The sequence below is a fragment of the Mesorhizobium sp. RCAM 06353 genome, assembly GCF_059683585.1.
The window spans coordinates 1,878,423-1,904,522 of record NZ_CM185031.1; the positions used below are offsets into that span (position 1 = coordinate 1,878,423).

A 26,100-nucleotide genomic window follows, 5' to 3' on the forward strand; every position below is an offset into this window, starting at 1 on the left:
CACATAAATACGAATATTTGTAAAGTTATTGTTTTGAAGAAGCCCGCGAGGCCGGCGACCTGGCCCGCAGCCGGAGCTGAGCACGCACGGGCGCGCCGGCAGTCTGCCGGTCGGGCGACTGCCTCAGAGCGTTAGGATCAACAATGGGGCTGGACCGCCCTCACACCGCCGCCTTGCGGAAGCGGGCGACGAAGTCGTCGAGTTCGGGCCGTTCCATGTCGGAGATCGCCCAGTAGGAGAAGGCACCGTCGCTCCAGTGGACCATCGAGAAGCCGCCGGATGAAAGGTCGTCCGGCTGGGTGGTCTTGCCGCCCTGCTGCGGTTCGGCGACCAGGGTGATCAGGTGCTCGCGGTGGCGGTAGACCAGTGCCGGTACCGGCCGACCAGAAATCACCTCGACCCGGCCGCCGATCAGCGCGAAACCGTCCTGGGCAAGGTCGGGCGCCGGCGGCGAGACGCCGATGCGGGCGTCGAGCCACGGCTTCACCGTATGGCGGTCGGACGAGACGATGTCGATCGGGCTCGCGGCAAGCAGGCTGCGGCGATGGCCGCTGGCGACCGCGGCGGCAAAGCCGTCATCGACGCCGCTTTGCATTACCCATTGCGTCGCCCCGCTGGCCAGCACGGCGCTGATCATGATCGACGCGGCCATGGCGCGCCAGTCGAACGAGCCGAAACGGCGCGCCCTTGGCTGTGCACGCGTTTGGGAGGGGCGTGTTCCGGCGTCTCGCCTCTGGCCACCACCAGGGACTGCAATCAATCCCGGCAGCGCCGACGGTGCGCCCCGCTGCGGCTCTGTCGGCCCGGCCGGCTCCTGCGGCTCGGTGGTCGCTATGCCGATCGCCGCGATGCGGGCGCGAAAGGCGTCGCTGACATCGGGGCGCGGTAAGCGGCTGACCGCGCCTTGCAAGGCGACAATGCGGGCATGTTCGGCGGCAAGCTTGGGGTCGGCGGCGATGCGACGCTCGACCGCGAGTGCAGCCGCCGCATCGAGTTCGCCATCAACAAGGGCATGGATCATCAGTCTGATACCTTCGGGATCGTTGGGCAGTCCGTCGTCGTGCGTCATGACGCTCTCCCCAGTTCAGACGCTAGCAGGCCGCGCGCACGGGCAAGCCTGGACATGACCGTGCCGATCGGCACGGTGAGCATGGCCGATATTTCGCGATAGCTGAGGCCGTTGATATCGCGCAGCACCAGCGTTTCGCGAAACGGCTGCGGCAGGGCGGCGATCGCCGCCTCGAGTGCCGCCGTATCGGCCCTGGCAATCAGGCTCGCCTCGGGGCCATCCTCGTCCGGCAGGCTGGTGCCGTGTGCCGCGGCCATGTCGTCGAGATCGCCGAGGTCGCCGACGGCCATCATGGCGCGCGGCCGGTTGCGCGCCATCCAGGTGTAAGAGGTGTTGCGCACGATGGTCAGCAGCCAGGCGCGGGCGTTGCCGCCGGCATAGCCTGCTATGCCGGCATGCGCCTTGATGCAGGCGTCCTGCACAACATCCTCGGCATCGGCGGCATTGCCGGTCAGCCAGCGAGCAAGTGCCAGCGCGTCGCCGAGATGCGGCAGCACCACCTGGTTGAAGCGTTCTGCCAGGGCTCTCTCGCTCAAAGCCGCACCATGATCCGATACTCCGGGCCGTGCCGCCTCAAGATGCGACGGCGACCTTGCCCTGCTCGTGGGGGAAAGCCCCCGGAAACAGGTGGAGCCGCCTGCCTTGCCGAAACTGAATTCATCTGCATCACCGGTGTCAAGCGCCACGGAGGAAGGCCTGCTGACGATCATGCGCGCCAGCGCATGGTCACGGCCTGTGCCGCAGCCATGTTCCCTGTCCTTGCCATGATGGGACATGCCGATCTCCTCAACGCCAGCCGTGGCGTATGCCGAGAAGACCTGTCGCGGCGCCGGTTTATTCCCGCCGCGCTTAAATCCAGCTGTTCACAGTCGCGTGATCAGCCGGTGCTTTTTGGGATTCTTGGTCGGTTTGACGCTCAATCCGGCCAGCGCAACACGCCGGAAGAATCCTTGCGGGCGGCCTTCATGGCATCGGCGGGACGGTCCGTCGCGGTCAATATGGCGCGCAGGCGTTCGGCGACGATCTCCGCTTCACCGGGATGGAGGTTGCAGGGGTCGAGGAAGAAATGGCCGCGCTCGACTTCGTGGTTGCGCACGATGATCGGCGGCGAGCCTGCGGCCAACGCCGAGGTGAGGCCGGCGGCGCTGAAGCGGCTCTCGGGCGATACGAAGATCTGCAGCCGGTCGAGCGGATTGGCGGTCGGGTCCGGGATAATTTTTGCAAAGATGCCCGGCAGTCCCTGCAACGCGTCTTTCCAGAGATTGAGCGCCGCCTCCTCGCGCCGGCGGATGCCGGCATGGTCGCGCTTTTCCCAGGCTTCCAGTGCCGCCATGGTGCCGGCGATGCTTTCCTTGCCGACCTTCATGGCCCGCGCCACGCCGCGGTTCTGCAGATAGGCTGATCGCACCAGGTCCTTGCGGCCGGTGACGATGCCGCTGGTCGGCCCGCTCAGGAATTTGTGGCCGCTGTAGATGACGACGTCGGCGCCGCGCGCCAGGAACCCGCGCAGATCGTATTCGGACGCGGCATCGACGATCACCGGCACGCCTTTGGCGTGGCAGATCTCGCAGAATTCCTCCAGCGACAGCATGCCGTACTGCACGGTATGGTGGGCAACGACGTAGAGGCCGGCCGCCGTGCGCTCATTGATCGCTTCGCGCACATGATAGTCCTGCGTCACGCTGACCGTACCGGCAGGCACCACCTTGGCGCCGGCGACGCGGATCGACTGATCGATCGGCGCGCCGTAATTGACGATGTGGCCAAGCTGGATGACGACCTCCGACTTGAGATCGCTGGTGTCATCAGGCAGCCGCTCGATGGCGAGCAGGTTGTTTCCGGTCATCGCGCCGGCGATCGCCATGGTGATGCCGCTGGCACAGCAGGCGGTGATGAAGCCGGCCTCGCCGCCGGTGAGGCGCGCGACGATGGTGCTCGCGGCACGCTGCAGATCATCCATCTCCACCCATTGCGAGGCCATTTCGGCCATGGCGCTGATCGCTTCCGGGACGATGATCGACGCGCCGAGCGCGGTCATGGTGCCGGAGACATTGATGATTGGGCGAAGGCTGAGCCGTTCGCGGATGGTGGTGTTGGAGCCGGCGGCGGAAGTGGTTTTCATGTCAGCAGATCCCGTGAGTGGCAGGTCAGGCGGCGATTTCGACGACCGCCTCGATTTCGACAGTGATGTTTCCAGGCAGCGAGCCGACGCCGATCGCCGAGCGGGCATGGCCGCCAATATTAGCAAACACATCGGCGAAAAGATCGGAACAGCCGTTCACCACTTTCGGGTGGTCGCTGAAGGTCGGCGTCGCGTTGACGAAGCCGAGAAGCTTGACGACGCGCACGATGCGGCCGAGATCGCCGGCGGCGGCATGCATGACGGCCAGCAGGTTGAGCCCGGTCAGACGCGCATGCTCATAGGCCTGCTCGACCGTCACATCCTCCCCGACCTTGCCGGTGCAAAGCGTGCCGTCGGCGCGCAGTGGCCCCTGGCCGGACAGGAAAATCAGCCGGCCGCTCTCGGCATGGGTGACGAAGTTGGCGATGGGCGTCGGCGGCTCGGGCAGCGTCAGGCCGAGTTCGGCGAGCCGGATGTAAGGCGTCATGGAAGAAGGCTCCCTTGGATGGCTTCAGCCATCCGATGTTCAAAATGAGCGGCGTCGGCCGTCCAACGTCAAAAATGCGAGGCGCGGAAGCGCGCCAGGAAGGTGCGGAGGCGCTCGTTGCTGGTCTCCGCCGCGAGGATCTCCTTGGGCGGGCCGACGGCGCTGACGCCGCCATCGGCCATGAAGACGATGCGGCTCGAAGCGTCGCGGGCAAAGGCCATTTCGTGCGTCACCATCAGCATGGTCATGCCGTCCTCGGCGAGGCTGCGCACCACGGCCAGCACCTCGCCGACCAGTTCGGGGTCGAGCGCGGAGGTGATCTCGTCGAGCAAAAGGATTTTTGGCTCCATGGCCACGGCACGCGCGATGCCGACGCGCTGCTGCTGACCGCCGGAGAGTTCGGCCGGCAGGCTGTCGGCCTTGTGGGCGAGGCCGACGCGGCCGAGCCAGTGTTCGGCGGCCTGACGCGCCTCGGCCTGGCTCTTGCCCCGCACTTTGGTGAGGCCGAGCATAATGTTGCCGGCTGCCGTCAGATGCGGAAACAGGTTGAAGCTCTGGAACACCATGCCGGTCTCGGCGCGCATGCTGGACAAGTCGCGCTCGCTGCGGCGCTGGCGCGTTCCGGCTGAGAGGTAGCCGACCTCCTTGCCGTCGATGCGGATCGAGCCGCTGTCGTAGCTTTCGAGGAAGTTGACGCAGCGCAGTAGTGTGGTCTTGCCGCTGCCCGAGGGGCCGATGACGGTGACCACCTCGCCAGGCTTCACCTGAAGGCTGACGGAACGCAGCACCTCGACGGAGCCGAAGGCCTTGGAGACATCGCGCACGTCGAGCAGCGCGGGACTGGCATTTGCAGCGTCGGACATCATGCTATTCCCGAATGAAAGAAAAACGCCGCTCGAGCCGCCGGCTGGCGAGCGAGAGCGCGTAGTTGACCGCGAAATAGATGAGCGCGCCGAGGATATAGAGCGGCATCGCCTCATAGGTGCGGCCGATGACCTGGTTGATGGCCTGCATCAAATCGGTGATGCCGAGCAGCGACACCAGCGCGCTGCCCTTGACCGCGTCGGTGACGCCGTTGATCCAGGGCGGCAGGAAGCGCCTGAAGGCTTGCGGAAAGATGACGTAGGTGAGCCGTTGGCGGAAGGTCAGCCCGATCGCCATCGCGGCCTCGGACTGGCCTTTTGGGATCGAGCCGACCGCACCCCTGAGGTATTCGATGACCTGCGCCGTCTTGAACAGGGTCAGCGCCAGCACGGCGGCCCAGAAGGACGGCAGATGCAGGCCGATGGCGGGCAGGCCATAATAGACGAAGAACATCAAGACCAGGATCGGAATGCCGCGGATGGTGTCGGAGAAGATGCGCACCGCCCAGCGCAGCGGGGCAGGGCCATAGACCAGGCCGACACCCAGCACGACGCCGGCGATGAGCGACAAGGTGACGACCAGGAGCGACACCCACAAGGTCAGGGCGAAGCCTTTGGCAAGGAAGGGCAGGGCGTAGAGGATCTGGCTCAGCATGTCAGCGCGCCGCCCTGAACCGGCGCTCGACGAGCCTGAGCGCGAAAAGCAGGATGTAGCCGGTCACCAGATACATCGCTGTCGTCACCAGATAGACCTCGACGATGCGGAAGGTGTTGAAGTTGATCCATTGGGCGCCGAAGGTGAGCTCCGGCACCGAGATGACCGAGGCGATCGAGGTGTCCTTGAACAGCGAGATGAAGGTGTTCGACAGCGCCGGCAGCGTGATGCGCAGCATGGTCGGCAGGCGCACATGGATGAGCCTTTGCCAGGGCGTCAGTCCGATCGCCTTGCCGGCATCGAGCTGGCCGCGCGGGACTGCCTCTAGCCCTGAGCGAAACACCTCGACCAGATAGGCGCCGCTATAGACCGACAGCGTCAGGACGAACGATGTCGGCGCGCTGTAGGCGAGATCAATTACGGTCGGCAGGCCGTAGAAGACGAGATAGACCAGCAGGATCAGCGGCACGTTTCGGATGAATTCGACATAGGCGGCGATGATGGTGCGCACCGTGCGTCCGGCCGAGACATACCAGACCGCGAGCACCAGGCCGATGACGACGCCGATGGCGATCGAGATCACGGCAAGCTCGAGGCTGAGCAGCAACCCACCCCAGAGCTTGTCGAAATGCCGCCAGATCAGATTGAAATTGAGGGCGTAGCCCATACGTCCGCCTCGGTGTGAAGGGCGTCGAATGGATTGCGGAAGGGCGGGAATTCCGCCCCTCCGCAATCCGGGATCAGATGACCGGGAAGCCGGGATGGCGCGCCGGCGGCTCCTGGCCGAAATAATCCTTGAAGGCAGCGTCGTAGAGCGCCGATTCATGGCCGAACATGGCGATGGTGAAGGTCTGGTTGACGAAGGTCAGCCAGTCGAGATCGCCTTGCCGCAAGGCCGCGCCGTAGAGCATCGAATACCAGCTCTTGCCGGCATCGAAGTACTTGTCCGGGTTGCGCGAGGCGAGCCAGCGCACGGTGGAGAGATCGACCGCGGCAGCGTCGGCGCGCTTGGATTCCAGCGCCTGCAGCACGTTGGCCTGGGTGTCGATCTGCAGCACCTGCGCCTGCGGCAAGGCGTAGTGGACGGAGCTTTCGGCATCGACATTCTGCAGGATGGAGATGCGCGTCGCCGCGCCGCCGGCAAGCAGCTTGTCGAAGGTCTTGTTCTCGGCGGTGGGCAGCGTCAGCAAGGCAACGCCTTCGACGTAGTATGGCCGGGTGAAGTTGATCAGCTGCGAGCGCTGCGCCGTCATCGTCATGAACTGGATGGTGATGTCGACCTTGTTGGTGGTGACGTTGGGAATGCGCTGCGCCGGATCCTGCATGACGAACTCGACCTTGGTCGGATCATCGAATAGGCCCTTGGCCAGGATGCGTCCCATGGTGATGTCCATGCCGACCAGTTCGCCGGCATCGTTCTCGAAATGCCAGGGCGCGTTGGTGCTGCCGGTGCCGACGATCAGCTTGCCGCGGTCGAGCACGGTGCGCAGCAGGCTGTCGGATGCGGCCTGGGCAGCGGCCTTCTGGGCATCAACGGTTGCCAGAACGCCGGCGGTGGCCAGCCCCGCCATTCCCAATTTCAGAAAATCACGTCTTCCGGATGTGTCGTTCACGGCGACCTCCTTTCGTGTTGTGTTCCCCTATGCACAGGCAATACACGCGACGGTGATCATGAGAAGATTGTCCCTTACAAGAGACGCATGTATCCTGTACAAGACAGATACTAGCACCAGGAATCGACAATGCAAGATGGCAATGCCTTGGCAGTTTCAGCCGACGAAAAGACGACGGCTTCCCGCGAGAAGGGGCTCAACCGGGTGCTCGAGATCCTGGATTTTCTGCACACGACGCAGCGGGCCATCGGCATTGGCGACCTTGCCAAGGGTGTGAACGCCCCGCGTTCGACGACCTATACGCTGGTGCGGTCGCTGGTGGACGCCGGCCTGCTGGAGATGGAAGGCGACGGCAACCGCGTCTATTTCGGCAAGAAGCTCTATCTCTACGGAATGGATTATGTGCGCGGCAACGACCTGTTGCGGCGCGGGCGCCAGGAGGTCGACAATCTGTCGCGGGAGACCGGCGAGACGTCGGAACTGTGCATGCTGCAGAGCGGCCGCTACACCATCGTCCATGCAAGCCCGGGCACCAGGCCGTTCCGCATCAGCTCCGCCACCGGTCTGCAGATACCGCTGCCCTGGACCGCGTCGGGGCGGCTGCTGCTGGCGGGGCTTGAGAAGGCCGAGATCGAAGCCATGGTGTCGGAAGACGATCTCGTGCTGCCCGATGGCCGCAAGCTGCGGCTCGACGATTTCATCGCCGACATCGCCAAGGCGCGGGTTACCGGTTACTGCGTGACCTCGGGCCTGGTCGATGCCTATACGAAATGCCTTGCCGTGCCGGTCTTTTCAGCGCCGGGCAAGGTTGAGGCGACGATGTGCCTGGTGGTTCCTATCGACACGTCCGACGAGCGCACCGGCAGCCTCATCGGCCTGCTGCGCGACCGCGCGGGCAGGCTTTCGATCGGTGGATAGCGAAACGTGACGGCGAGCGCGTGGCGCCCGCGGTTCAGGCGATGATGTCGGGGATGATCTTGTCTTCCAGGGTCATCAGCCGGTCCTTGAGCGCCAGCTTCTTCTTTTTCATGCGCTGAATCTGCAGCGGGTCGCAGTTCGTGGCGATCATCGCGTTGATCGCCGCGTCGAAATCGGCGTGTTCCTGCTTCAGCCGGGAAAATTCGAGGCGAATATCGGCCTTTTCCTGATCGGACATTCTCTACCGTCTGCACGTCTGCGGCGCCCAAAAACTGGGCCTGATTGGGCGGGGGCGGCAATTTCTGCCACCGGCGCGCAGCCCATATCACATTTCACATTGTCGTGGAATGCTACCACGCAGCATTCGACATCGCAGTCGGAAGGTGGCAAAGTGTCATTGTGCCGTCACAGAAGCGACCTGCGGTGGACGCGCCTTGACGGCTGCAATCGAGGAAACCATGAAAGGGAGAACCAATCATGTCTCTTGCATCCCATCTTGATGAGTTGCAGCGGAAACACGGCGACATCGAACGCGAAATCGATGACGCGATGAACCACCCGTCGGTGGACGACCTCGAAATCGTGAATCTCAAGCGACGCAAGCTGGCACTCAAGGATGCGATTGAGAAATTGAAAGCGCAACCGACCACGCATTGATGACTGACTGACATAGCCGCCCACTATTGCGGTCTTCCTTGCCGGCGGCGATCGCCGCCGGTGTGGTTGCTTTGGTTTCAGCACCGAGCCATAAGCCGCAGCTAATATCCTTTCAGACCTGACCATCGCCGGGCCACGCCCTGTTTTTGGATCGCCGGCGGGGATCAATTGCGGCCAGTGGCGACCTGTCGCCATTGACAAGCCATCTTTGCTCCTCCACCTCATGCCCGAACCTCAGCGCATCGGCCCCGGGGAGTGCTTGTGCGTCCAAGCGGACGCACGGAGCTTCAGAGACAAAAGGCTGCCCGGCATGACCGGATATTTTTCCTTTCCCTTTCCCCGCCGCACCTCGGTCGGCGTCGATGTTGGCGGCGTGGTCGTCGGCGGTGGCGCCCCGGTTGTCGTGCAGTCGATGACCAACACCGACACCGCCGATATCGACCAGACCGTTGCGCAAGTCGCGGCGCTTCACCGCGCCGGCTCGGAGATCGTGCGCATCACCGTTGACCGCGACGAGAGTGCGGCCGCCGTACCGCGCATCCACGAGCGGCTTTTGCGCCTCGGCATCAACGTGCCGCTGGTCGGCGACTTCCACTATATCGGCCACAAGCTTCTGGCCGATCATCCGGCCTGCGCCGAGGCGCTGGCCAAATACCGCATCAATCCCGGCAATGTCGGCTTCAAGGATAAGAAGGACCGACAGTTCACTGATATCGTCGAGATGGCGATCAAGCATGACAAGCCGGTGCGTATCGGCGTCAACTGGGGCTCGCTCGACCAGGAGCTTCTGACCCGGCTGATGGACGACAACCAGGACAAGGGGTTTCCGCTGACGGCGCAGGAAGTGACGCGCGAGGCGATCGTGCAGTCGGCGATCCTGTCGGCCGAGATGGCCGAAGAGATCGGTCTCGGCCGCGACAAGATCATCCTGTCGGCCAAGGTCAGCGGCGTGCAGGATCTGATCGCCGTCTATACCGAACTCGCGACCCGCTCCAACCATGCGCTGCATCTGGGCCTCACCGAGGCCGGCATGGGCTCGAAAGGCATCGTCGCCTCGTCCGCCGCCATGGGCATCCTTCTCCAGCAAGGCATTGGCGACACCATCCGTATCTCGCTGACGCCGGAGCCGAATGGCGACCGCACGCGCGAGGTGCAGGTGTCGCAGGAGCTGCTGCAGACCATGGGTTTCCGGCAGTTCGTGCCGATCGTCGCCGCTTGCCCCGGCTGCGGCCGCACCACCTCGACCGTGTTCCAGGAGCTGGCGCAGAACATCCAGGCGGACCTGCGCAAGAATATGCCGGTGTGGCGCGAAAAATACCCAGGCGTCGAGAACCTCAAGGTCGCGGTGATGGGCTGCATCGTCAACGGACCGGGTGAGTCCAAGCATGCCGATATCGGCATTTCGCTGCCCGGCACCGGCGAGACGCCGACGGCGCCCGTCTTCGTCGACGGCAAGAAGGCGGCGACGCTGCGCGGACCGTCGATCGCGGCGGATTTCGAGAAGATGGTCGCCGACTATATCGAGCAGCGGTTCGGTCGCGGCGGCAAAGCCGCGGCAGAGTAGGTCAGATGCAGCGTTTCCTCTGGGCGGCGCTGATTGTCTTGTGCGGTATGGCCTGGTCGACTCTTGCCGAGGCCGATCCGCCGCAATCGGCCAAGCAGCGGCTGATCGACAAGGTCTGCAACCTGATCCAGGCCCATGCCGACCAGAACGGACTGCCCAGGGATTTCTTCGCAAGGCTGATCTGGAAGGAAAGCCGTTTCGACCCTAACGCCGTCAGCCCCGTCGGTGCCGAAGGCATCGCCCAGTTCATGCCGGGCACCGCCAAGATGCGGGGGCTCGAAAATTCCTTCGACATCAACCAGGCGATCCCGGCCTCGGCGAAGTATCTCGCCGAAATGAAAACCAGCTATGGCAATCTTGGCCTGGCGGCGGCCGCCTACAATGCCGGCGAAAGCCGGGTGTCGCGCTGGCTGGGATCGGGCGGCTTCCTGCCGATGGAGACCGAGAGCTATGTCTTCGACATCATGGGCGAGCCGGTCGACAAGTTCACCGACTCCGCCTATGCCGGAAAAATCGAGCCGCTCGACGCCAAGACGGATTTTGCCGTCGCCTGCCGCAAACTGCCGGTGATCATGTCGCAGACCGTGGCGATGGCCTCGATCAATGTCAAACCATGGGGCATCCAGGTGGCCGGCAATTTCCGCCGCAGTGCCGCGATCAGCCAGTGGTTGCGGGTGAGGAGCCGCTTTCCGGCTCTGCTCGCCGGCCATGATCCGGTGGTGAGCCGGGTGCGCACGCCGATCGGCCGGCGCGGTATCTACGCAGTCAGGATCGGGATCGATGATCGTGCCGCCGCCAATGTCATCTGCCAGAAATTGCAAAGCGTCGGCGGGGCCTGCGTGGTGGTACGCAACCGGTAGTCCGATTCGGAGCCGGATGGTCTGAGGGGGTTCTCGAATTCGGCACCCGCTGGCTCACGCCGCTCGGATACGCCAGATCCAGCAAAAATCCCTGTCGTAGCGCCCGGCATCTTTTGCTGCGGCCACTGCTTTCGTCAACAACGTCAACAGCCAATCGCTGATGTTGCAGCAAAAAGCGACCGATCAGGGCGGTTTCGATCAAATCTTAAAGAGTTCTGTTATAGCAAGAACAGAATCAGATTTTATAAAACGGGTTGTATTCGGGGTCTTTAACGCAGGGGCATCATGCCGATGGCAAACTTCCTTAAAAAGATTGTCGGCGAACTCGAAACGCCGCGCTCCAAGCGGCCATTCGGTTCCGGCTGGTTGTCCGGCTCGATCGCTTTGCTTGCCGGCGTCACTGGCCTGCTGATGGTCATCGTGTTGCGCTACCCGTCGCTGACCTCGATGCCGGATCTGGCGCCTATCCATCAGATGCTGTTCTTCAAGCCGGTCCTCTATTTCGTGCTCATCTCCGGCTATATCCTGGCCATACTGAGCATGATGCTGCGCAGGGAAAAGACGCTCGGCGCGGCGGCGATGTTCACCGTGCTGCTGGCATCGCTGCTCGGCATGCTTCCGGTCCGTCATCAGCTGCAGATTGACGGCGTCTTCTTCGGCCTCGATTTCTTCATTCTGAACGCGCTCTTCATGGGCGTGCTGTTCGTTCCGCTCGAACGCATTCTCGCCCGCAACAAGGACCAGACGGTGTTCCGCGACGAATGGCGCGAAGACCTGTTTTACTATCTGGTCTCGTCGCTGCTGGTGCAGATATTGACCTACCTGACGCTCGCGCCGTCCAATCTGGTCAATGCGCAGGGCGGGCTTGGTTCGGTGCGCGCCTGGGTCCACGACCTGCCTTGGCTGGTGCAGTTGGTGGCGGTGATGTTCCTGACGGATCTTGCCCAATATTGGGTGCACAGGGCCTTCCATCGCATTCCCTTTCTGTGGAATTTCCATGCCGTGCATCATTCAGCCAAGTCGATGGACTGGATTGCCGGCGCGCGAATGCATTTCCTGGAAATCATCGTGCTGCGCAGCCTGACCGCCACGCCGATGTTCGTGCTGGGGTTCGATGAATCAGCGATCCAGACCTATATCCTGATCGTCTATGTCTATTCGTCGTTTATCCATTCCAACATCGGAACCAGTTTTGGCCCGGCCGAAAAATTGCTGGTGTCGCCGCGCTATCATCATTGGCATCACGGCCTGGAGAAAGAGGCGATCGACGTCAACTTCGCCATCCACTTCCCGCTGCTCGACCGGCTGTTCGGCACCTACCATCTGCCTGAGGGACGGTGGCCGAAGGGTTATGGCATTCACGGCCATCCCGTGCCGAAAGGATATTGGCGGCAATTCCTCTATCCCTTCCGGCGCGGCTGAGGCGTTCACAGGTTTCGCGGAAACGGCGAGCAGCTCCATCTCCAGCACGCCCCGTCGCATCCAGCGGGAATTTCGGCTATAGGCGACCGCCATGACCGATCTTCTCTACAGCGACCCCGACCTCGTCCAGTTCTATGACATCGAGAACACAGGCGGCGACGATTTCAATTACTGTGTCGGTTTCGCCGGCAATGCCCGCTCGGTCCTTGATCTCGGCTGCGGCACCGGGCAGTTGGCTGCAGCGCTCAGCCAAGGCCGCAGAGTCACCGGCGTCGATCCGGCATCGCCGATGCTCGATGTCGCGCGCGGCAGGCCTGATGGAGACAAAGTCGATTGGGTTGAGGGAGATGCGCGAACCGTTCGGCTCGGCCGGCGCTTCGATCTCGTGCTGCTGACCGGCCATGCCTTCCAGGTGTTTCTGACAGCCGAGGATCAATCAGCTGTGCTGCGCACCATCGCCGAGCATCTTGCAGCGGATGGTCGCTTCATTTTCGACAGCCGTAATCCTGTCGCGAAGGAGTGGCTGGAATGGACACCTCAGCGATCCAAAAGGATCGTGTTGCATCCCAACCTTGGCGCGGTGAAATCCTGGAACGACGTTCAGTGCGATATCGTGACCGGCATCGTCACCTATTCGACGTTCTATGAAATTCCAGGTGGCAACGCGGTTCTGAGCGCAGAATCGAAGATCGCGTTCCCGGCAAAGGAAGATCTTGCCGGGCTGCTCGCCGGGGCCGGCCTGCTGGTCGAGCAATGGTTCGGCAACTGGCAGGGCGAACCCTATGTCGCCACTTCGCCGGAAATCATCCCGATCGGCCGGCTGCGCTGATCCGGCAGCCCGACCTCACCCACCTCACGCCGTCTTGGCCACCACCGTTTCGCTGAGCCACGTGCCGATCTTGGCGCCGAGGCGATCGGGCGAAACCGGCTTGGGCAGATAGTCGTCCATGCCGGCCTCGATGCACTTGTCGCGATCGCCCTTCAGCGCATGCGCGGTGACGCCGATGACCGGGATGTGACCGCCCGACGAGGCCTCGATCGCCCGGATGGCTCGAGTTGCCTCGTAGCCATTCATCTCCGGCATCGAGACATCCATCAGGATCAGTTTCGGATGCAGCGACCGGTACATCTCGACCGCCGTGCGGCCATTGCCGGCGATGCGGTAGCTCAGGCCCAGACCATTGAGGATCTGGCCGAACACCAGCTGGTTCACGTCATTGTCCTCGGCGATGAGGATGTCGATCGGGCCGTTCGGCGTGGTGGTCGATTCCAGTGCTGTCGCGATCGGTATTGCGGGACCACGGATGACGGTGAAGGCAGGTGGAACCGGCTGCGGCATCGGCTGGACCGGCTCGCGGACGAAATGCGCTTTGCCGACTTGTGAGCGGGCCTTCTGGATGACCGAGATGACCGTGCCGAGCAGGACCGCCGAGCGCGCCGGCTTGGTCAGATGGGCCGATATGCCGAAGTCGATGATCATCTTGCCGAAATCGACCTGGTCGACCGAGGTCAGGATGACGATCGGGATGGCCGACAGCCGGCTGTCGGCGGCGATCGCCCTGGCAACATCGGCGCCGTTCATGCCGGGCATCTGGTAGTCGAGGATGATGCAGTCGACGCTGGCGCCCAACTGGCAGGCGCGATCAAGGAAGGCCAGCCCCATGGCGCCGCTTTCAGCGGCAGCGCAGTCGAAGCTCCAACTCCTGAGCTGCTCGAGCAGGATCTCGCGGTTGACCGGATTGTCGTCGATGACCAGCACGCGCGCTCCGGTGACGTCGACCGGCACGATCGCATCGCGAGCCTCGGCATGGTGCACGGGCAGCGGCACTCCGAACCAGAAGACGGAGCCTCGCCCGATCTCGCTCTCGACACCGATTTTACCGGCCATCAAATCAACGAGGCGGGCGGCGATGGCAAGCCCAAGGCCGGTGCCTTCGTGGCGGCGTGTCGAGGAGCCATCGACCTGCGCGAATTTCTCGAACACGTTCTGCAATTTCTCGGCCGGGATGCCGATGCCGGTGTCCTCGACCCGCAGCTTGAGCTGGACGACGTCATTGACGGTTTCGCCGCCGACATCGATCAGCACATGGCCCTTCTCGGTGAACTTCACCGCATTGCCGACCAGATTGGTGACGATCTGCCGGAAGCGGCCGGCGTCGCCGACGACATGGGCCGGCAGGCGCGGATCGACACGCACGATCAGTTCGAGGTTCTTTTCGGCGACGCGTGCCGAGACCAGCGTCGCCACATCCTCGACCGCTTCGGTGAGGCGGAAAGGGGCAGGGTCCAGGGTGAGTTGGCCGGCATTGATCTTGGAGAAATCGAGGATGTCGTTGATGATGGTGAGCAGCGCATTGCCCGATTTGACGATGACGTCGGTGAAGGTCTTCTGGCGTGGGGTCAATTCGGTCTTGGCCAGGAGTTCGGCCATGCCGAGCACGCCGTTCATCGGCGTGCGGATCTCGTGGCTCATATTGGCCAAGAATTCGGACTTGGCGCGGTCGGCGGCCTCGGCCTTGAACAGGGATTCGGCCGATTGGGCAAAGGCGCGGCGGATCGCCTGTTCCATCGGTCGGAAGACCCAGAAGGCGACGATGGCCAGGACAGCGAACAACAGGCCGCTCGCCCACAGCAGCAACCGGTCGCTGGAGGCATCGGCCAAATGGCGCTCGTCGTCCATGGCGGTGCGGAAGCGGACCAGCATCGGTTGGACGAACAGGTCGTTCTGATTGCGGATTTCCCGATAGCTCCATTCATCGGCCTTCTGCGCCACCGACATCAGGTTGAAATTGCGCACCATGTCATGCGCCGACCAGAACAGGTCGCCGTTGACCGAGGCGGTTTCGAGTTCGTTGATGGTCCTGGCCGACAGCCGTGAGCGTATCGCGGCGAACTGGGCGGTCAGCGTATCGATCTCGCCGGTCAGGCGTTCGGAATGGTCGCGCGCCGAGGCGGTCAGCGCATCGCGCGTTTCGTTGCGCCAGGCGGAGCCGGTTGTCTCGGCAAAGCTGGTCGCGTTGCGCAGGTCGCGGGTGAAGACGACGAGGTTGCTGCTCAGCGCATCGATCTCATGACGGAAGGAATTGACACGGTTGAGCGCAACCATGACGGCCGTGGAAGCCAGCGCGAAAATCAGCAATCCTGAAAGATAGCGAATCCGGACAAACCGGATGAAGGAAGAATATTCCGGCATGCGCAACCCCAACACATACGCATTATTTTAATGGTCGGGATTACGCTTCATTTACATTAAGATTTCGTTCGCGCGCATGTCCGATGACATGGCCCGCCTGGAAGCGGGCCGCGGCCGGAAACCCGGATAGATTGCCCCACTACCCTCCGACCAGAGGGAACTCATTGGCGATCGTGACGTGATGGTGGATGCGGCCCTCGAAGTATCTGGCCAGAACCGCCTCGGTCGCGGCGCGCGATTCAGCGCGGACGGGGCTGGCAAGGGCCGCGTCGACGGCCGCCATGTCGCGGTAGTTGATCGCCAGGATCAACGGGAACTCCGGCGCGCCGTCGTCACGCTTTTCGGCGAAGCTGACGCGCACGTCGAGCGCGCCGGGAAACGCCTTCCACTTTGGCAGGACGGTGTCGAGGACGGCCTGACGGAATGCCGTGGTCTCGCCGTCCTTCACCTTGCCTTCAAACAGCGCATAGCGCGTGATCATGTCGCGTTCTCCTGGTCGTTGTTGCGTTGGAAGAATTCCATCAATGCGGCCTGATCCTCGCCGCCCAGCCCGGCCGCCGTCAGCAACCGGTGTATTTCGGCGCAGACGGCCGTCAGCGGCATCGCCGTGTGCGTGCGCCGCGCCAGATCCTGCGCGGCGTTGAGATCCTTGACCATGTTGTCGATGCGACCCGTGCGCCGGTAGTCGCGCGTGGCGAAACGGGGCAAATATTCCTGCAGGATGGCACTGTCGGCGCGGCCGCCTTTCAGTGCCTGCGGGATCTTGAGCACGTCGACGCCGGCGTCGATCGCCAGCCGCGTCGCTTCCGCTACGGCCATGAAATTCAGCGCGCACAGCACCTGGTTGACCAGCTTGGTCGTCTGGCCGGCACCGGCCGGCCCCATATGGGTGTAGTTGGTCGCGACGTGGCGCAGCACCTCGTGCGCATCGGCGACGTCTTGTGCCTCGCCGCCGGCCATCAGCGTCAATTCGCCAGTCAGCGCCTTCGGCGCGCCGCCGGAGAGCGGACTGTCGACCCAGCGCAGCCCCTTCTCGCTTGCGTCGGCTGCCAGTTGGCGTGTCGCGTCGGGGTCGATGGACGACATGTCTATGATCAACGTGCCGGGCTTCGCACCGGCAGCGACGCCGCCCTCGCCGAACACCGCGCGGCGCACAATCGCCGCTGAGTTGAGGCTGAGGATGACACAGTCGGCGGCGCCGGCGGCCTCGGCCGCACTCACCGCGGCCGCGGCGCCTTTGGCGAGCAACGCCTCCACCTTGGCTTTGTCGAGATCGAATACCAACAGGCGATTGCCGGTGGCGAGCAGACGCTCGCCGATCGCCCCGCCCATGGCGCCGGCGCCGATCAATGCGATGGTCTTGGTCATGACGGTGGAACCCCGATCTTGGCTGTTATGTCGGCAACAATCCGGTCGAGCGGCGCGTCAATCGCTATGGCGATCGCGTTCTCGTCCTTTCCCGGCACCTCCAATGTCGCGAACTGGCTGTCGAGCAGGCTTGTCGGCATGAAGTGGCCGGTGCGCTCGCGCATGCGCCGGGAAATCAGTTCGCGCGAACCGTCGAGATAGATGAACAGGACCGGTGCTCCGGCCCGTTCGGCGATGAAATCGCGATAGGCGCGCTTCAGCGCCGAGCAGCCGACGATGACGGGACCTGTGCCTGACCTCAGGGTTTCGCCGACCCTGGCCAGCCAAGGCCACCGGTCGGCGTCGGCAAGCGGGGTGCCGGCGCTCATCTTGGCGATGTTGGCGTCGGGATGCAGTTGGTCGCCGTCGACGTATTTCGCACCGATCGCGTCGGCGAGCGCCTCGCCGATCGTTGTCTTGCCCGAACCGGCGACGCCCATGATGACCATGCGGCGCGACGGATCAGATCGACGCTGTGATACCGCCATCGACATAGAGGATGTGCCCGTTGACAAAGGACGACGCGTCGGAGGCGAGGAAGACACAGGCCCCGACCAGTTCTTCGACCTTGCCCCAGCGGCCGGCCGGCGTGCGCTTTTCGAGCCATCCGCTGAATGCCGGGTCGGCGACCAATGCCGCATTGAGCGGCGTGTCGAAATAGCCAGGTGCGATGGCGTTGCACTGCAGTCCGTGTTTGGCCCAGTCCGTCGCCATGCCCTTGGTCAGGTTGCCGACCGCGCCTTTCGTTGCCGTGTAAGGCGCGATGCCCGGGCGGGCGAGTGCGGTCTGCACGCTGGCGATGTTGATGATCTTGCCGCGGCCGCGTCTGATCATGTGGCGCCCGACCGCCTGGCCGACATGAAAGACGCTGGCGACATTGGTCTGCAGCAGGCGCTCGAACGCATCGGCGGGAAAGTCCTCGAGCGGCGTGCGGAACTGCATGCCGGCATTGTTCACCAGTATGTCGATCGGCCCGCCGGACAGCTCGAAGCCGTCGATGGCGGAGCGGACCGCGTCATGGTCGGTGGCGTCGAAGGCGAGTGTTCGCGCCCCTTGTATCCGCGCCGCAGCCTCGGCGAGCTTTGCCCCGTCGCGGCCATTGAGGACCACTTTGGCGCCGGCTTCGGCCAGTCCCCTGGCCAACGCAAAGCCGATGCCCTGGGAGGAGCCGGTAACGAGCGCCGTGCGCCCGGTGAGATCGAACAGTGTGGACGACATTTTCCCGATTGCCTCTCGTCGTTGAATGTTGTTATGTTATCGATAACATTGTTGTCAAGTCAGTTGGAGCGAAAACCGATGCAGCGGCCTCACATCCTTCAGGTTGGACCTTATCCAGCGTGGGACGAGGAGCCACTCAATCAGGCCTTCATTGTCCACCGCTATTTCGACGCGGGCGACAAGCCGTCCTTTCTCGCCGAGGTCGGGCCGCGGATACGCGCCATCGCCACACGCGGCGAACTCGGCGCCAGCCGGGCCATGATTGCGGCCTGTCCTTCGCTCGAGGTCATCAGCGTCTATGGTGTCGGTTTCGACGCGGTCGATATCGCGGCGTGCCGGGAGCGCGGCGTGCGTGTGACCAACACGCCCGATGTGCTGACCGGCGATGTCGCCGATCTCGGGATCGCCATGATGCTCACCCTGTCGCGCGGCATGATAGGGGCGGAGCGCTGGGTGAGCGACGGCAGCTGGGCGGCCAAGGGGCTGTACCCGCTGCAGCGCCGCGTCTGGGGCCGGCGGGCCGGCGTGCTCGGCCTCGGCCGCATTGGCCATGAGGTGGCCAAACGCCTCGCCGGCTTCGGCATGGACATTGCCTATTCGAGCCCCACGCCGAAGGATTTCGCGTCGAACTGGGCGTTCGTCGCCGATCCGGTCGCGCTGGCCAGCCGTTCGGATTTCCTCTTCGTGACGCTTGCGGCGTCGCCCGCGACGCGCCACATCGTCAACAAGGATGTGGTGGCGGCACTCGGGCCGGAAGGCATGCTGATCAACATTTCGCGCGCTTCCAACATCGATGAGGATGCGCTGCTCGACGCGCTCGAGAAGAAGACACTCGGTTGCGCCGCACTCGACGTCTTCGAAGGCGAACCGAAGCTCAATCCGCGCTTCCTGGCGCTCGACAATGTGCTGCTGCAGCCGCACCATGCGTCCGGCACCTTCGAAACGCGCAAGGCCATGGGCAAGCTTCTGCGCGACAACCTTGCCGCCCATTTTGCCGGCCAGCCGCTGCTCACGCCCGTGCTCTAGATTTGTTTGCCGCAATTCCGAACAGAAAACCGTCACACACTTTTCCTGGAATTGCTCGAGGAGTTCGCCACCATGAAGTCGATTGTCATCCACGCCGCTAGGGACCTTCGCATCGAGGAGCGGCCGGTCGAGGCGCCGGGCCAGGGTCAGCTGTTGCTGCGTCTGGCCACCGGCGGCATCTGCGGCAGTGACCTGCATTACTACAATCACGGCGGCTTCGGCACGGTGCGGCTGAAGGAGCCGATGATCCTCGGCCATGAGGTCTCCGGGGTCATCGAGAAGGTCGGTCCCGGCGTCGACGGGCTGCAGCCCGGCCAGCTGGTCGCGGTCTCGCCGTCGCGGCCCTGTTACAGTTGCCGGTACTGCCGGGAAGGGATGCACAACCAGTGCCTCAACATGCGCTTCTACGGCAGCGCCATGCCATTCCCGCACATACAGGGCGCGTTCCGCGAAATGCTGGTGGCGGACGCGCCGCAATGTGTGCCGGCGGATGGGTTGAGTGCTGCCGAAGCAGCGATGGCCGAGCCGCTGGCGGTCTGTCTCCACGCGACGCGCCGGGCCGGCGAGATGCTGGGCAAGCGTGTGCTGGTGACTGGCTGCGGGCCGATCGGCCTGTTGTCGATCCTCTGCGCGCGGCGCGCCGGAGCCGCCGAGATCGTCGCCGTCGACATCACTGATTTTACCCTGTCCATGGCAAAGCGTGCCGGCGCCGACGGCACGATCAACACACGAACCGATCCGGATGGGCTGGCGCCATATTTCGCCGACAAGGGGACGTTCGACATCCTCTATGAATGTTCAGGAGCCGCCGCAGCGCTGGCGCTGGGCATCGCGGCGCTGCGGCCGCGCGGCACGATCGTTCAGCTCGGCCTTGGTGGTGCCGAGATGGCATTGCCGATGTCGGTGGTCACTGCCAAGGAACTGTCCATCAACGGGTCGTTCCGCTTCCATCCGGAATTCGCCGTGGGCGTCGAGTTGATGCGCAAGGGGCTCATCGACGTAAAGCCTCTGATCACCCACACCGTGGCATTCGCCGAGGCGCTGTCCGGCTTCGAAATCGCCAACGACCGCAGCCAGGCGATGAAAGTTCAGATCGCTTTCGCGTAAGCCACGGCGGTGCGTTGCATTCCGTCGTGATATCGATAACGTACGGGCATGCAGCCTTCGCCAAAACGCCCGACCATGGCCGATGTCGCCAGTCGCGCGAACGTCTCGACGATGACCGTGTCGCGCGCTTTCAAGCGCGATACCTCGGTCAGCGCAGACACGCGCGACCGTATCATACGGGCCGCGGACGAACTCGGCTATGTCTTCGACAGCATCGCCGCCAACCTGTCGTCGCGCCGGTCCGGTTTTGTCGCGGTGACAATACCTTCGATCAACAACGCCAATTTCGCCGACACGGTGCGCGGCATGACCGAGGGCTTGCGTGACAGCGGGCTGGAGATCCTGCTCGGCTTCACCGACTACAATGTCGAGGAGGAAGAGCGCCTTGTCGGCCAGTTGCTGCGGCGGCGGCCGGAGGCGATCATCGTCACCGGCGGACGGCACACGCCGCGCTGCCGCAAGATGCTGGAGAATGCCGGCGTCCCGGTGGTGGAGACCTGGGACCTGCCGGCCGATCCGATCGGTCACGTCGTCGGCTTTTCCAACGCCGAGGCCGGACGGCTGATGGTCGATCATTTCGTCGCGCGGGGCTATTCGAGGCTCGGCTTCATCGGCGGTGACACATCGCGCGACACGCGTGGCCTCGATCGCCGCCGCGGCTTCGTCGCGGCACTGCAGGACCGTGGCCTCGACGCCTCGCGCATTATCGCTTCCGGCGTGCCGCCGATATCGATGCGCGAGGGCGCCACCGCCATGGTCGAGATGATTTCGCGCTGGCCGGACACGCAGGCGGTGATGTGTGTGTCGGATCTTTCCGCTTTCGGTGCGCTTATGGAATGCCTGCGGCGCGGCATCCGCGTCCCCGAGGATGTCGCGATCGCCGGCTTCGGCGCTTATGACCTCGCCGAGCAGTCGGTGCCGTCGATCACCACGATCGATGTCGAGGCGCATGAGATCGGCATCCGTGTCGCCGAACTCGTGCTCGACCTGCTCAACGGGCGCCGGGCGCCTGACGACCGGGTGGTCGTCGGCATGACGCCGAAGGTGATCGCGCGTCATACGGCCTGAGCCTGGGCGAAACAGAACGGCCGGCGGGTTAACCGCCGGCCGCTGACCGTCCTGCTCGTTGGCAGAGGTACTCGTCGACGCCTATTTGCCCCAGATCTTTTTGTACTGGTCGCGGTAGCCGTTGCCCGGATCGAACCGGTTGTCCGGCCCGCCGTCGAATTCGACATTGTCCGATGTCACAACATGCAGCGGCGAGATGTAGCCCGACCATTTCTCGCCGGCCATGGCGCGGTTGAGCTCATCGACGAGCTGCCAGCCCTGCAGGTTCAGCGGTTCGGCAACCGTCACCTTCTGGAACTGGCCGGAGCGGATGCGCTGGTAGGCCGATTCGGAACCGTCGCCCGCCGCCACGTTGATCGGCGCGTCGGTGCCCGACTTTCCGGCCGCCGCCAGCGACGGTCCCATGAAGTCGAAATAGAGATCGTTGATCGCCAATGAGTGAGTCCACTGGTCGCCGTATTTCTGCAGCAGCGAGGTGGTGAGCTGCGGCATACGCTGCGAGGTTTCGGCGATCGGCGTGTCGACATATTCGAGCACCTTGCCGCCGAGATCCTCGATTTCCTTCTTCATGCGGTCGGCCTTGGCGATGGCGATCTGGTAGGTCGAGTCGGTGAAGATGATGACGCCGGGCTTGCCCTTGGCGTCGACAAAAGCCCAGTCAGCGGCAGCCTTCGATACTTCCATCGGATCGGTCGAGACGTTGGCGATGATGCCGAGATCGTCGATCGGGCCAACCGTCGGCGCGGCATGCCATGCCGCCATCGGAATCTTGGCCGCCCTGGCCTGCTCCATAGCCGGTTTCTGCTCCACGGCATCGAAGCCGTTGATGATAATGCCGTCGGGATTGAGCGCCAGCGCCTGGCCGAAGGCCGCCGTGCGGCCGCCGATGGAGCCGGCGCCGTCAAGTGTCTTGACGGTCCAGCCAAGGGCCGCCGCCGCTTCCTCGACGCCCTTGGTGACGCCAAGGATGCCGCCGTTCTTCATATCGGCGCCAAGCACCACAATCGTCTTGCCGGCCGCGCCTTTCGGTCCGGTCGTCGGGCCATCCCATTTGTCGACCTTGCTGGCATATTTGTCGACCACCGCCTTGGCGTCGGCCATCGGGTCGGCCCGCGCGTTCGAGGCAATGCCAAGCGCCAGGCAGGCGACGCCGAGCTGAAGGACTGTTCTGCGATGCATGTTTCTTCTCCCATTAAGCATTGTCGTTTGTCTTTGTTGGTTGGCTGGTGGCTGCTGGAGGCGGCACAACCGCGCCGCGACGGCGCTGCGCGTAGCCGGCAATGCCGATGGCGACGAGCAGGGTGACGCCGTTGAAGAGTGGCTCGACCCAGAACGAGCCGCCGAACTGCTGGATGCCGGAAATGCCGGCGGCGAGGATGACGACGCCGATGATCGTGCCCCAGACATTGACGCGGCCGGGCTTGATGGTGGTCGATCCGAGGAAGGCGCCGACCAGCGCCGGCAGCAGATATTCGAGGCCGACGCTGGCTTGGCCGATGCGTAGCTTCGAGGCGAGCAGCACGCCGCCAAGCGCCGTCAGCGCGCCGGAGGCGACGAAGGCGCCCATGACGAATTTCTGCACCGGTATGCCGTTGAGCGCGGCGGCCTTGGGATTGGCGCCGATGGCGTAGAGGTAGCGGCCGATCGGCATGTATTCGAGCACTAGCCACATCGCCAGCGCCAGGACGATGACGTAGTAGCCAGTGATCGGCAGGCCGAACAGCATCGTCCCGTTGAGGGCGAGGAAGCCTTCGGGAAGCACGCCGACGACCTGGCGGCCGCCCGTGTACCACATGGCGAGTGCATAGAGCACGGTGCCGGTGCCGAGCGTGGCGATGAAGGAATCGATGCGCGCCACCTCGACCAGCAGGCCGTTGATGAAGCCGGTGACGACGCCGAGCATCAGGACGATCAGCACCGCGATCGGCCAGGGGATGCCGAAGGCGGTCTGCAGGCTGATGGCTAGGATATGCCACAGCACGATGCCGTAGCCGACCGTCAGGTCGATCCGGCCCGAAGCCATGGGGATCATCGCCGCCAGCGACAGGAGTGCAATGATCGCCTTGTCGGAGACGATGGAACGCAAATTGAGCAGCGTCGGGAAGGTGCGCGGCAGGAGCAGCGAGAACAGCAGGATGAGCAGCAGCGTCAGGATCGGCAGGCCGTAGACCGGCAGGTAGCGCGCCGCCTTCTGGCCAAAGCTGAGCCCGGAGAGTTCCGAGCGGGTCGGCTCCAGCGCCGTCGATTTGATCGAGTTCATGGATACTCCTCAGGCGGCTTCGGACACGGAGGCGGCATGGATAAGCGCCGTCGTCGTCAAGGCATCGCCCGCCAGTTCGTGCACGATGCGGTTGTGCGAAAAGACAAGGGCGCGATGGCAGATATGGGCGACCTCCTCGAAATCCGTGGAGACGACGACGACCGCCAGCCCGGCTTCGACGGCCGCTGCGATCAGCCGGTAGATTTCGGCCTTGGCGCCGACATCGACACCCGCCGTCGGATCCTCGGCGATCAGCAGCTTGCGTCCTGTCGCCAGCCAGCGGCCGACGACCACCTTCTGCTGGTTGCCGCCGGAGAGCGCCTCGATCGGCAGATGCGGATCGTTGGGCCGCAGCCCGAGCCGCGCGCCGAGCTCCTGCGTCAGCTCGCTCTCTCGCGCCGGCGTCATGAAGGAGAAAAGCCCGCGGCCGACGGCGGACGGGTTGAGATACATGTTTTCGCGCACGGACAGCGACAGCGCTACCGACTCCTCGGTGCGGTCGCGCGCGATCAGACCGACGCCGGCGGCAAGGGCTGCACCAACCGAGGACAGGTCGAGGCGTTTGCCGTCGAGTAATACAGTGCCGTCGAAAGGGTCGGCGCCGAACAGCGCGCGGCCGACGGCCTCCTGTCCAGCACCACGCAGGCCAACCAGTCCCAGAAGTTCGCCGGACCGCGCCTCGAAGTGGACCGGTCCGACACTGCCGCAGCACAGGCCCTCGACTTTCAGCCGCTCGGGTCCGTCCTGCCAGCGCGACTTGGCGAACATCTGGTGCGCCGGGCGGCCGACGATGAGATCGACCAGTTCCTGCGGCGTCGTCTCGGCGACCGGCTTGACCGCCACCATGCGGCCGTCCCGCATCACGGCGACCCGGTCGGCGATGCGGAACACTTCGTCCAGGCGGTGCGAGACATAGATCATGCCGACGCCGCGCTCGCGCAACGGTCGCAGCGCCTGGAACAGGCGTTCGACCTCATCCGCGGGCAAGCTTGCCGTCGGCTCGTCGAGCACCAGCACGTCGGCTTCGGTAGCGAGCGCGCGGGCGATGGCCACCAGCGACTTCTCGGTGCGCGAAAGATCCTGGACGCGCGTCGCCGGATCGAAGGCGCAGCCGACCAGGGCCAGGGCGCTCTCGGCGCGACGCTCGGTGTCGCGCCAGTCGATGAGGCCCGAGCGGCGCGAGAAGCCTTGCGCCATGCCGACATTCTCGGCCACCGTCATCCATTCGATGAGGCCGAGATCCTGATGGATGAAGGCGACCTTCTGCGGCTGGTTGGGCCGGGGCGGGCGGTGCTGATAGTCCTCACCGCGAAAGCGGATCGTTCCCTGGTCGCGCTTGTAGATGCCGGCGAGCGTCTTGATGAGAGTCGATTTGCCGGCGCCGTTCTCGCCCAGCAGCGCCACGATCTCGCCCTCGTGGATGTCGAGCGAGACCGACTTCAACGCCAGGGTGCCGCCGAAGCGCTTGGAGATGTCGATGAATTCGATGAGCTTGGGCCGCATCTATGGCCCTCCCAAGCCAAAACAAACGGACTGAATTGGCATGGATGTTATCGCTAACATTTTTGCAGGTCAAGTCTTGAAAATGGCGCGCCGCGAAGGCTAACGATAGGCCGGTTTCATGGAGGACAAGGCATGTTCGGAGACATAGAGGGCGCAGGCTTCGAGGTTCTCGATGAGCGTTTCGAGAGCTGTTTCGTCGGCCATGTGGCGGTCGAGCGGCTGTGGACGGGCGGGCGCTGGCTGGAGGGACCGGCTTGGTTCGCGGCCGGCCGGTATCTGGTTTTCTCGGACATCCCGAATGACCGTATCATGCGATACGACGACACCAACGGCGTGGTCTCGGTCTTCCGCGCGCCGTCCAGCAATGCCAATGGCAACACAGTCGACACTGAAGGGCGGCTGGTCACCTGCGAGCACCGGGCGCGACGGGTCACGCGTACCGAGCATGACGGATCGATCACGGTGATCGCCGACCGCTTCGAGGGCAAGCGGCTGAATTCGCCAAACGACGTGGTGGTGCGCTCGGACGGCACAGTGTGGTTTTCCGATCCACCCTACGGCATCGCGACCGACTATGAGGGCGACCGCGCCGAGCAGGAGATCGAGGGCTGCCACGTCTACCGCGCCGACCCTGCAACGGGCGCAGTGACACGCGTCGTCTCGACGATGGCGAAGCCCAACGGCCTCGCCTTTTCACCGGACGAGACCATCCTCTATGTCGGCGACAGCGGTGTCACACACCAGAAGGACGGGCCGAGACACATCCGCAAGTTCGCCGTTGAGGGCGCCTCATTGAAAGAACTCGGCGTCTTCGCCCCCTGCACGGCCGGCCTGTTCGACGGGTTCAGGGTGGATATGTCAGGCCGCGTATGGGCAGGTGCCGGAGACGGCGTCCATTGCTTCGACCCCGACGGCACGCTGATCGGCAAGATCCGCATTCCGGAGACGGTGGCGAACCTGACCTTCGGCGGACCGAAGCGCAACCGCCTGTTCATCACGGCACGGCAGTCGCTCTATTCGGTCTTCGTCGTGGCGAATGCCGCGGGGCGGGGGTAAACCTGCCTGCCCTGCCAGGCCGGCTGTTCGAA

Annotated in this window: 27 protein-coding genes; 10 read left to right on the plus strand and 17 right to left on the minus strand. The window is 64.0% G+C overall.

The window, feature by feature from the left end; all coding sequences use genetic code 11:
- Positions 1-160: 160 nt before the first annotated feature.
- The 8 genes from AC56QX_RS08780 to AC56QX_RS08815 all read right to left on the minus strand — a co-directional run bounded on the left by AC56QX_RS08780 (position 161) and on the right by AC56QX_RS08815 (position 6,767).
- Positions 161-1,069, minus strand: coding sequence for an anti-sigma factor family protein (locus AC56QX_RS08780; RefSeq protein WP_497115289.1), 909 nt, complete (start codon positions 1,067-1,069; stop codon positions 161-163).
- Complete coding sequence (locus tag AC56QX_RS08785) at positions 1,066-1,605, minus strand: sigma-70 family RNA polymerase sigma factor (protein WP_497117714.1); 540 nt, start codon at positions 1,603-1,605, stop codon at positions 1,066-1,068. The genes AC56QX_RS08780 and AC56QX_RS08785 overlap by 4 nt, the downstream gene beginning before the upstream one ends.
- A gap of 380 nt (positions 1,606-1,985) precedes the next feature.
- On the minus strand, positions 1,986-3,191 hold the full coding sequence (locus tag AC56QX_RS08790; RefSeq protein ID WP_497115290.1) for an aminotransferase class V-fold PLP-dependent enzyme: 1,206 nt from the start codon (positions 3,189-3,191) through the stop codon (positions 1,986-1,988).
- A gap of 25 nt (positions 3,192-3,216) precedes the next feature.
- A complete protein-coding gene (locus tag AC56QX_RS08795; RefSeq protein WP_477221773.1) occupies positions 3,217-3,678 on the minus strand; it encodes a RidA family protein in 462 nt (153 codons plus the stop codon).
- Between the two features lie 68 nt (positions 3,679-3,746).
- Entirely contained in the window at positions 3,747-4,541 is a 795-nt protein-coding gene (locus AC56QX_RS08800) for an amino acid ABC transporter ATP-binding protein (protein ID WP_497115291.1), read from the minus strand.
- Positions 4,542-4,545: 4 nt separating this feature from the next.
- Complete coding sequence (locus tag AC56QX_RS08805; RefSeq protein WP_027041938.1) at positions 4,546-5,196, minus strand: amino acid ABC transporter permease; 651 nt, start codon at positions 5,194-5,196, stop codon at positions 4,546-4,548.
- Between the two features lies 1 nt (position 5,197).
- The gene (locus AC56QX_RS08810) at positions 5,198-5,863 is read right to left on the minus strand and encodes an amino acid ABC transporter permease (protein WP_497115292.1); all 666 of its coding nucleotides are present in this window, start codon (positions 5,861-5,863) and stop codon (positions 5,198-5,200) included.
- A gap of 73 nt (positions 5,864-5,936) precedes the next feature.
- Complete coding sequence (locus AC56QX_RS08815; protein ID WP_258589308.1) at positions 5,937-6,767, minus strand: transporter substrate-binding protein; 831 nt, start codon at positions 6,765-6,767, stop codon at positions 5,937-5,939.
- A gap of 171 nt (positions 6,768-6,938) precedes the next feature.
- Here AC56QX_RS08815 and AC56QX_RS08820 point away from each other — a divergent pair, with 171 nt between their 5' ends.
- Positions 6,939-7,727 (plus strand): IclR family transcriptional regulator, encoded by a 789-nt coding sequence (locus AC56QX_RS08820; RefSeq protein ID WP_475456419.1) that lies wholly within the window; start codon positions 6,939-6,941, stop codon positions 7,725-7,727.
- A 34-nt stretch (positions 7,728-7,761) separates the two neighbouring features.
- Here the strand turns inward: AC56QX_RS08820 and AC56QX_RS08825 are convergent, their stop codons facing one another.
- Positions 7,762-7,965 (minus strand): YdcH family protein, encoded by a 204-nt coding sequence (locus AC56QX_RS08825; RefSeq protein WP_477221778.1) that lies wholly within the window; start codon positions 7,963-7,965, stop codon positions 7,762-7,764.
- Between the two features lie 239 nt (positions 7,966-8,204).
- On the opposite strand from AC56QX_RS08825, the gene AC56QX_RS08830 reads away from it, so the two are divergent.
- The 5 genes from AC56QX_RS08830 (at position 8,205) to AC56QX_RS08850 (ending at position 13,059) form a co-directional block, all read left to right on the plus strand.
- Positions 8,205-8,384, plus strand: coding sequence for a YdcH family protein (locus AC56QX_RS08830; protein ID WP_010911953.1), 180 nt, complete (start codon positions 8,205-8,207; stop codon positions 8,382-8,384).
- Positions 8,385-8,694: 310 nt separating this feature from the next.
- Complete coding sequence (gene ispG / locus AC56QX_RS08835) at positions 8,695-9,948, plus strand: flavodoxin-dependent (E)-4-hydroxy-3-methylbut-2-enyl-diphosphate synthase (RefSeq protein WP_497115294.1); 1,254 nt, start codon at positions 8,695-8,697, stop codon at positions 9,946-9,948.
- A gap of 5 nt (positions 9,949-9,953) precedes the next feature.
- Positions 9,954-10,808, plus strand: coding sequence for a transglycosylase SLT domain-containing protein (locus AC56QX_RS08840; RefSeq protein WP_497115295.1), 855 nt, complete (start codon positions 9,954-9,956; stop codon positions 10,806-10,808).
- 291 nt (positions 10,809-11,099) lie between these two features.
- Positions 11,100-12,230, plus strand: coding sequence for a sterol desaturase family protein (locus AC56QX_RS08845; protein WP_475456428.1), 1,131 nt, complete (start codon positions 11,100-11,102; stop codon positions 12,228-12,230).
- Positions 12,231-12,321: 91 nt separating this feature from the next.
- Positions 12,322-13,059: a class I SAM-dependent methyltransferase gene (locus tag AC56QX_RS08850; RefSeq protein ID WP_497115297.1), complete on the plus strand. Its 738-nt coding sequence runs from the start codon at positions 12,322-12,324 to the stop codon at positions 13,057-13,059.
- A 24-nt stretch (positions 13,060-13,083) separates the two neighbouring features.
- Here the strand turns inward: AC56QX_RS08850 and AC56QX_RS08855 are convergent, their stop codons facing one another.
- The 5 genes from AC56QX_RS08855 to AC56QX_RS08875 all read right to left on the minus strand — a co-directional run bounded on the left by AC56QX_RS08855 (position 13,084) and on the right by AC56QX_RS08875 (position 18,048).
- Positions 13,084-15,423 (minus strand): response regulator, encoded by a 2,340-nt coding sequence (locus AC56QX_RS08855; protein WP_497115298.1) that lies wholly within the window; start codon positions 15,421-15,423, stop codon positions 13,084-13,086.
- A 139-nt stretch (positions 15,424-15,562) separates the two neighbouring features.
- Positions 15,563-15,904 carry a hypothetical protein gene (locus AC56QX_RS08860; RefSeq protein ID WP_497115299.1) on the minus strand — a complete coding sequence of 114 codons (342 nt, stop codon included), beginning with the start codon at positions 15,902-15,904 and terminating at the stop codon, positions 15,563-15,565.
- A complete protein-coding gene (locus tag AC56QX_RS08865) occupies positions 15,901-16,791 on the minus strand; it encodes an NAD(P)-dependent oxidoreductase (RefSeq protein WP_497115300.1) in 891 nt (296 codons plus the stop codon). Before AC56QX_RS08865 ends, AC56QX_RS08860 begins: the two co-directional genes overlap by 4 nt.
- Positions 16,788-17,324, minus strand: a complete 537-nt coding sequence (locus AC56QX_RS08870) for a gluconokinase (protein WP_497115301.1) — start codon at positions 17,322-17,324, stop codon at positions 16,788-16,790. Before AC56QX_RS08870 ends, AC56QX_RS08865 begins: the two co-directional genes overlap by 4 nt.
- Positions 17,293-18,048, minus strand: a complete 756-nt coding sequence (locus tag AC56QX_RS08875) for an SDR family oxidoreductase (protein ID WP_497115302.1) — start codon at positions 18,046-18,048, stop codon at positions 17,293-17,295. The genes AC56QX_RS08870 and AC56QX_RS08875 overlap by 32 nt, the downstream gene beginning before the upstream one ends.
- A gap of 78 nt (positions 18,049-18,126) precedes the next feature.
- On the opposite strand from AC56QX_RS08875, the gene AC56QX_RS08880 reads away from it, so the two are divergent.
- The 3 genes from AC56QX_RS08880 to AC56QX_RS08890 all read left to right on the plus strand — a co-directional run bounded on the left by AC56QX_RS08880 (position 18,127) and on the right by AC56QX_RS08890 (position 21,249).
- Entirely contained in the window at positions 18,127-19,074 is a 948-nt protein-coding gene (locus tag AC56QX_RS08880) for a 2-hydroxyacid dehydrogenase (RefSeq protein ID WP_497115304.1), read from the plus strand.
- Positions 19,075-19,146: 72 nt separating this feature from the next.
- On the plus strand, positions 19,147-20,181 hold the full coding sequence (locus AC56QX_RS08885) for an L-idonate 5-dehydrogenase (RefSeq protein WP_497115305.1): 1,035 nt from the start codon (positions 19,147-19,149) through the stop codon (positions 20,179-20,181).
- A gap of 48 nt (positions 20,182-20,229) precedes the next feature.
- Positions 20,230-21,249, plus strand: coding sequence for a LacI family DNA-binding transcriptional regulator (locus AC56QX_RS08890; RefSeq protein WP_497115306.1), 1,020 nt, complete (start codon positions 20,230-20,232; stop codon positions 21,247-21,249).
- Positions 21,250-21,330: 81 nt separating this feature from the next.
- Here the strand turns inward: AC56QX_RS08890 and AC56QX_RS08895 are convergent, their stop codons facing one another.
- The 3 genes from AC56QX_RS08895 to AC56QX_RS08905 are packed head-to-tail and all read right to left on the minus strand — an operon-like array spanning position 21,331 to position 25,012.
- The gene (locus AC56QX_RS08895; protein ID WP_497115307.1) at positions 21,331-22,428 is read right to left on the minus strand and encodes an ABC transporter substrate-binding protein; all 1,098 of its coding nucleotides are present in this window, start codon (positions 22,426-22,428) and stop codon (positions 21,331-21,333) included.
- 13 nt (positions 22,429-22,441) lie between these two features.
- On the minus strand, positions 22,442-23,509 hold the full coding sequence (locus AC56QX_RS08900) for an ABC transporter permease (protein WP_497115309.1): 1,068 nt from the start codon (positions 23,507-23,509) through the stop codon (positions 22,442-22,444).
- A 9-nt stretch (positions 23,510-23,518) separates the two neighbouring features.
- Positions 23,519-25,012 (minus strand): sugar ABC transporter ATP-binding protein, encoded by a 1,494-nt coding sequence (locus AC56QX_RS08905; protein WP_497115310.1) that lies wholly within the window; start codon positions 25,010-25,012, stop codon positions 23,519-23,521.
- Positions 25,013-25,144: 132 nt separating this feature from the next.
- Between AC56QX_RS08905 and AC56QX_RS08910 the strand changes: the two genes are divergently transcribed.
- The gene (locus tag AC56QX_RS08910; RefSeq protein ID WP_497115311.1) at positions 25,145-26,068 is read left to right on the plus strand and encodes an SMP-30/gluconolactonase/LRE family protein; all 924 of its coding nucleotides are present in this window, start codon (positions 25,145-25,147) and stop codon (positions 26,066-26,068) included.
- Positions 26,069-26,100 lie beyond the last annotated feature (32 nt).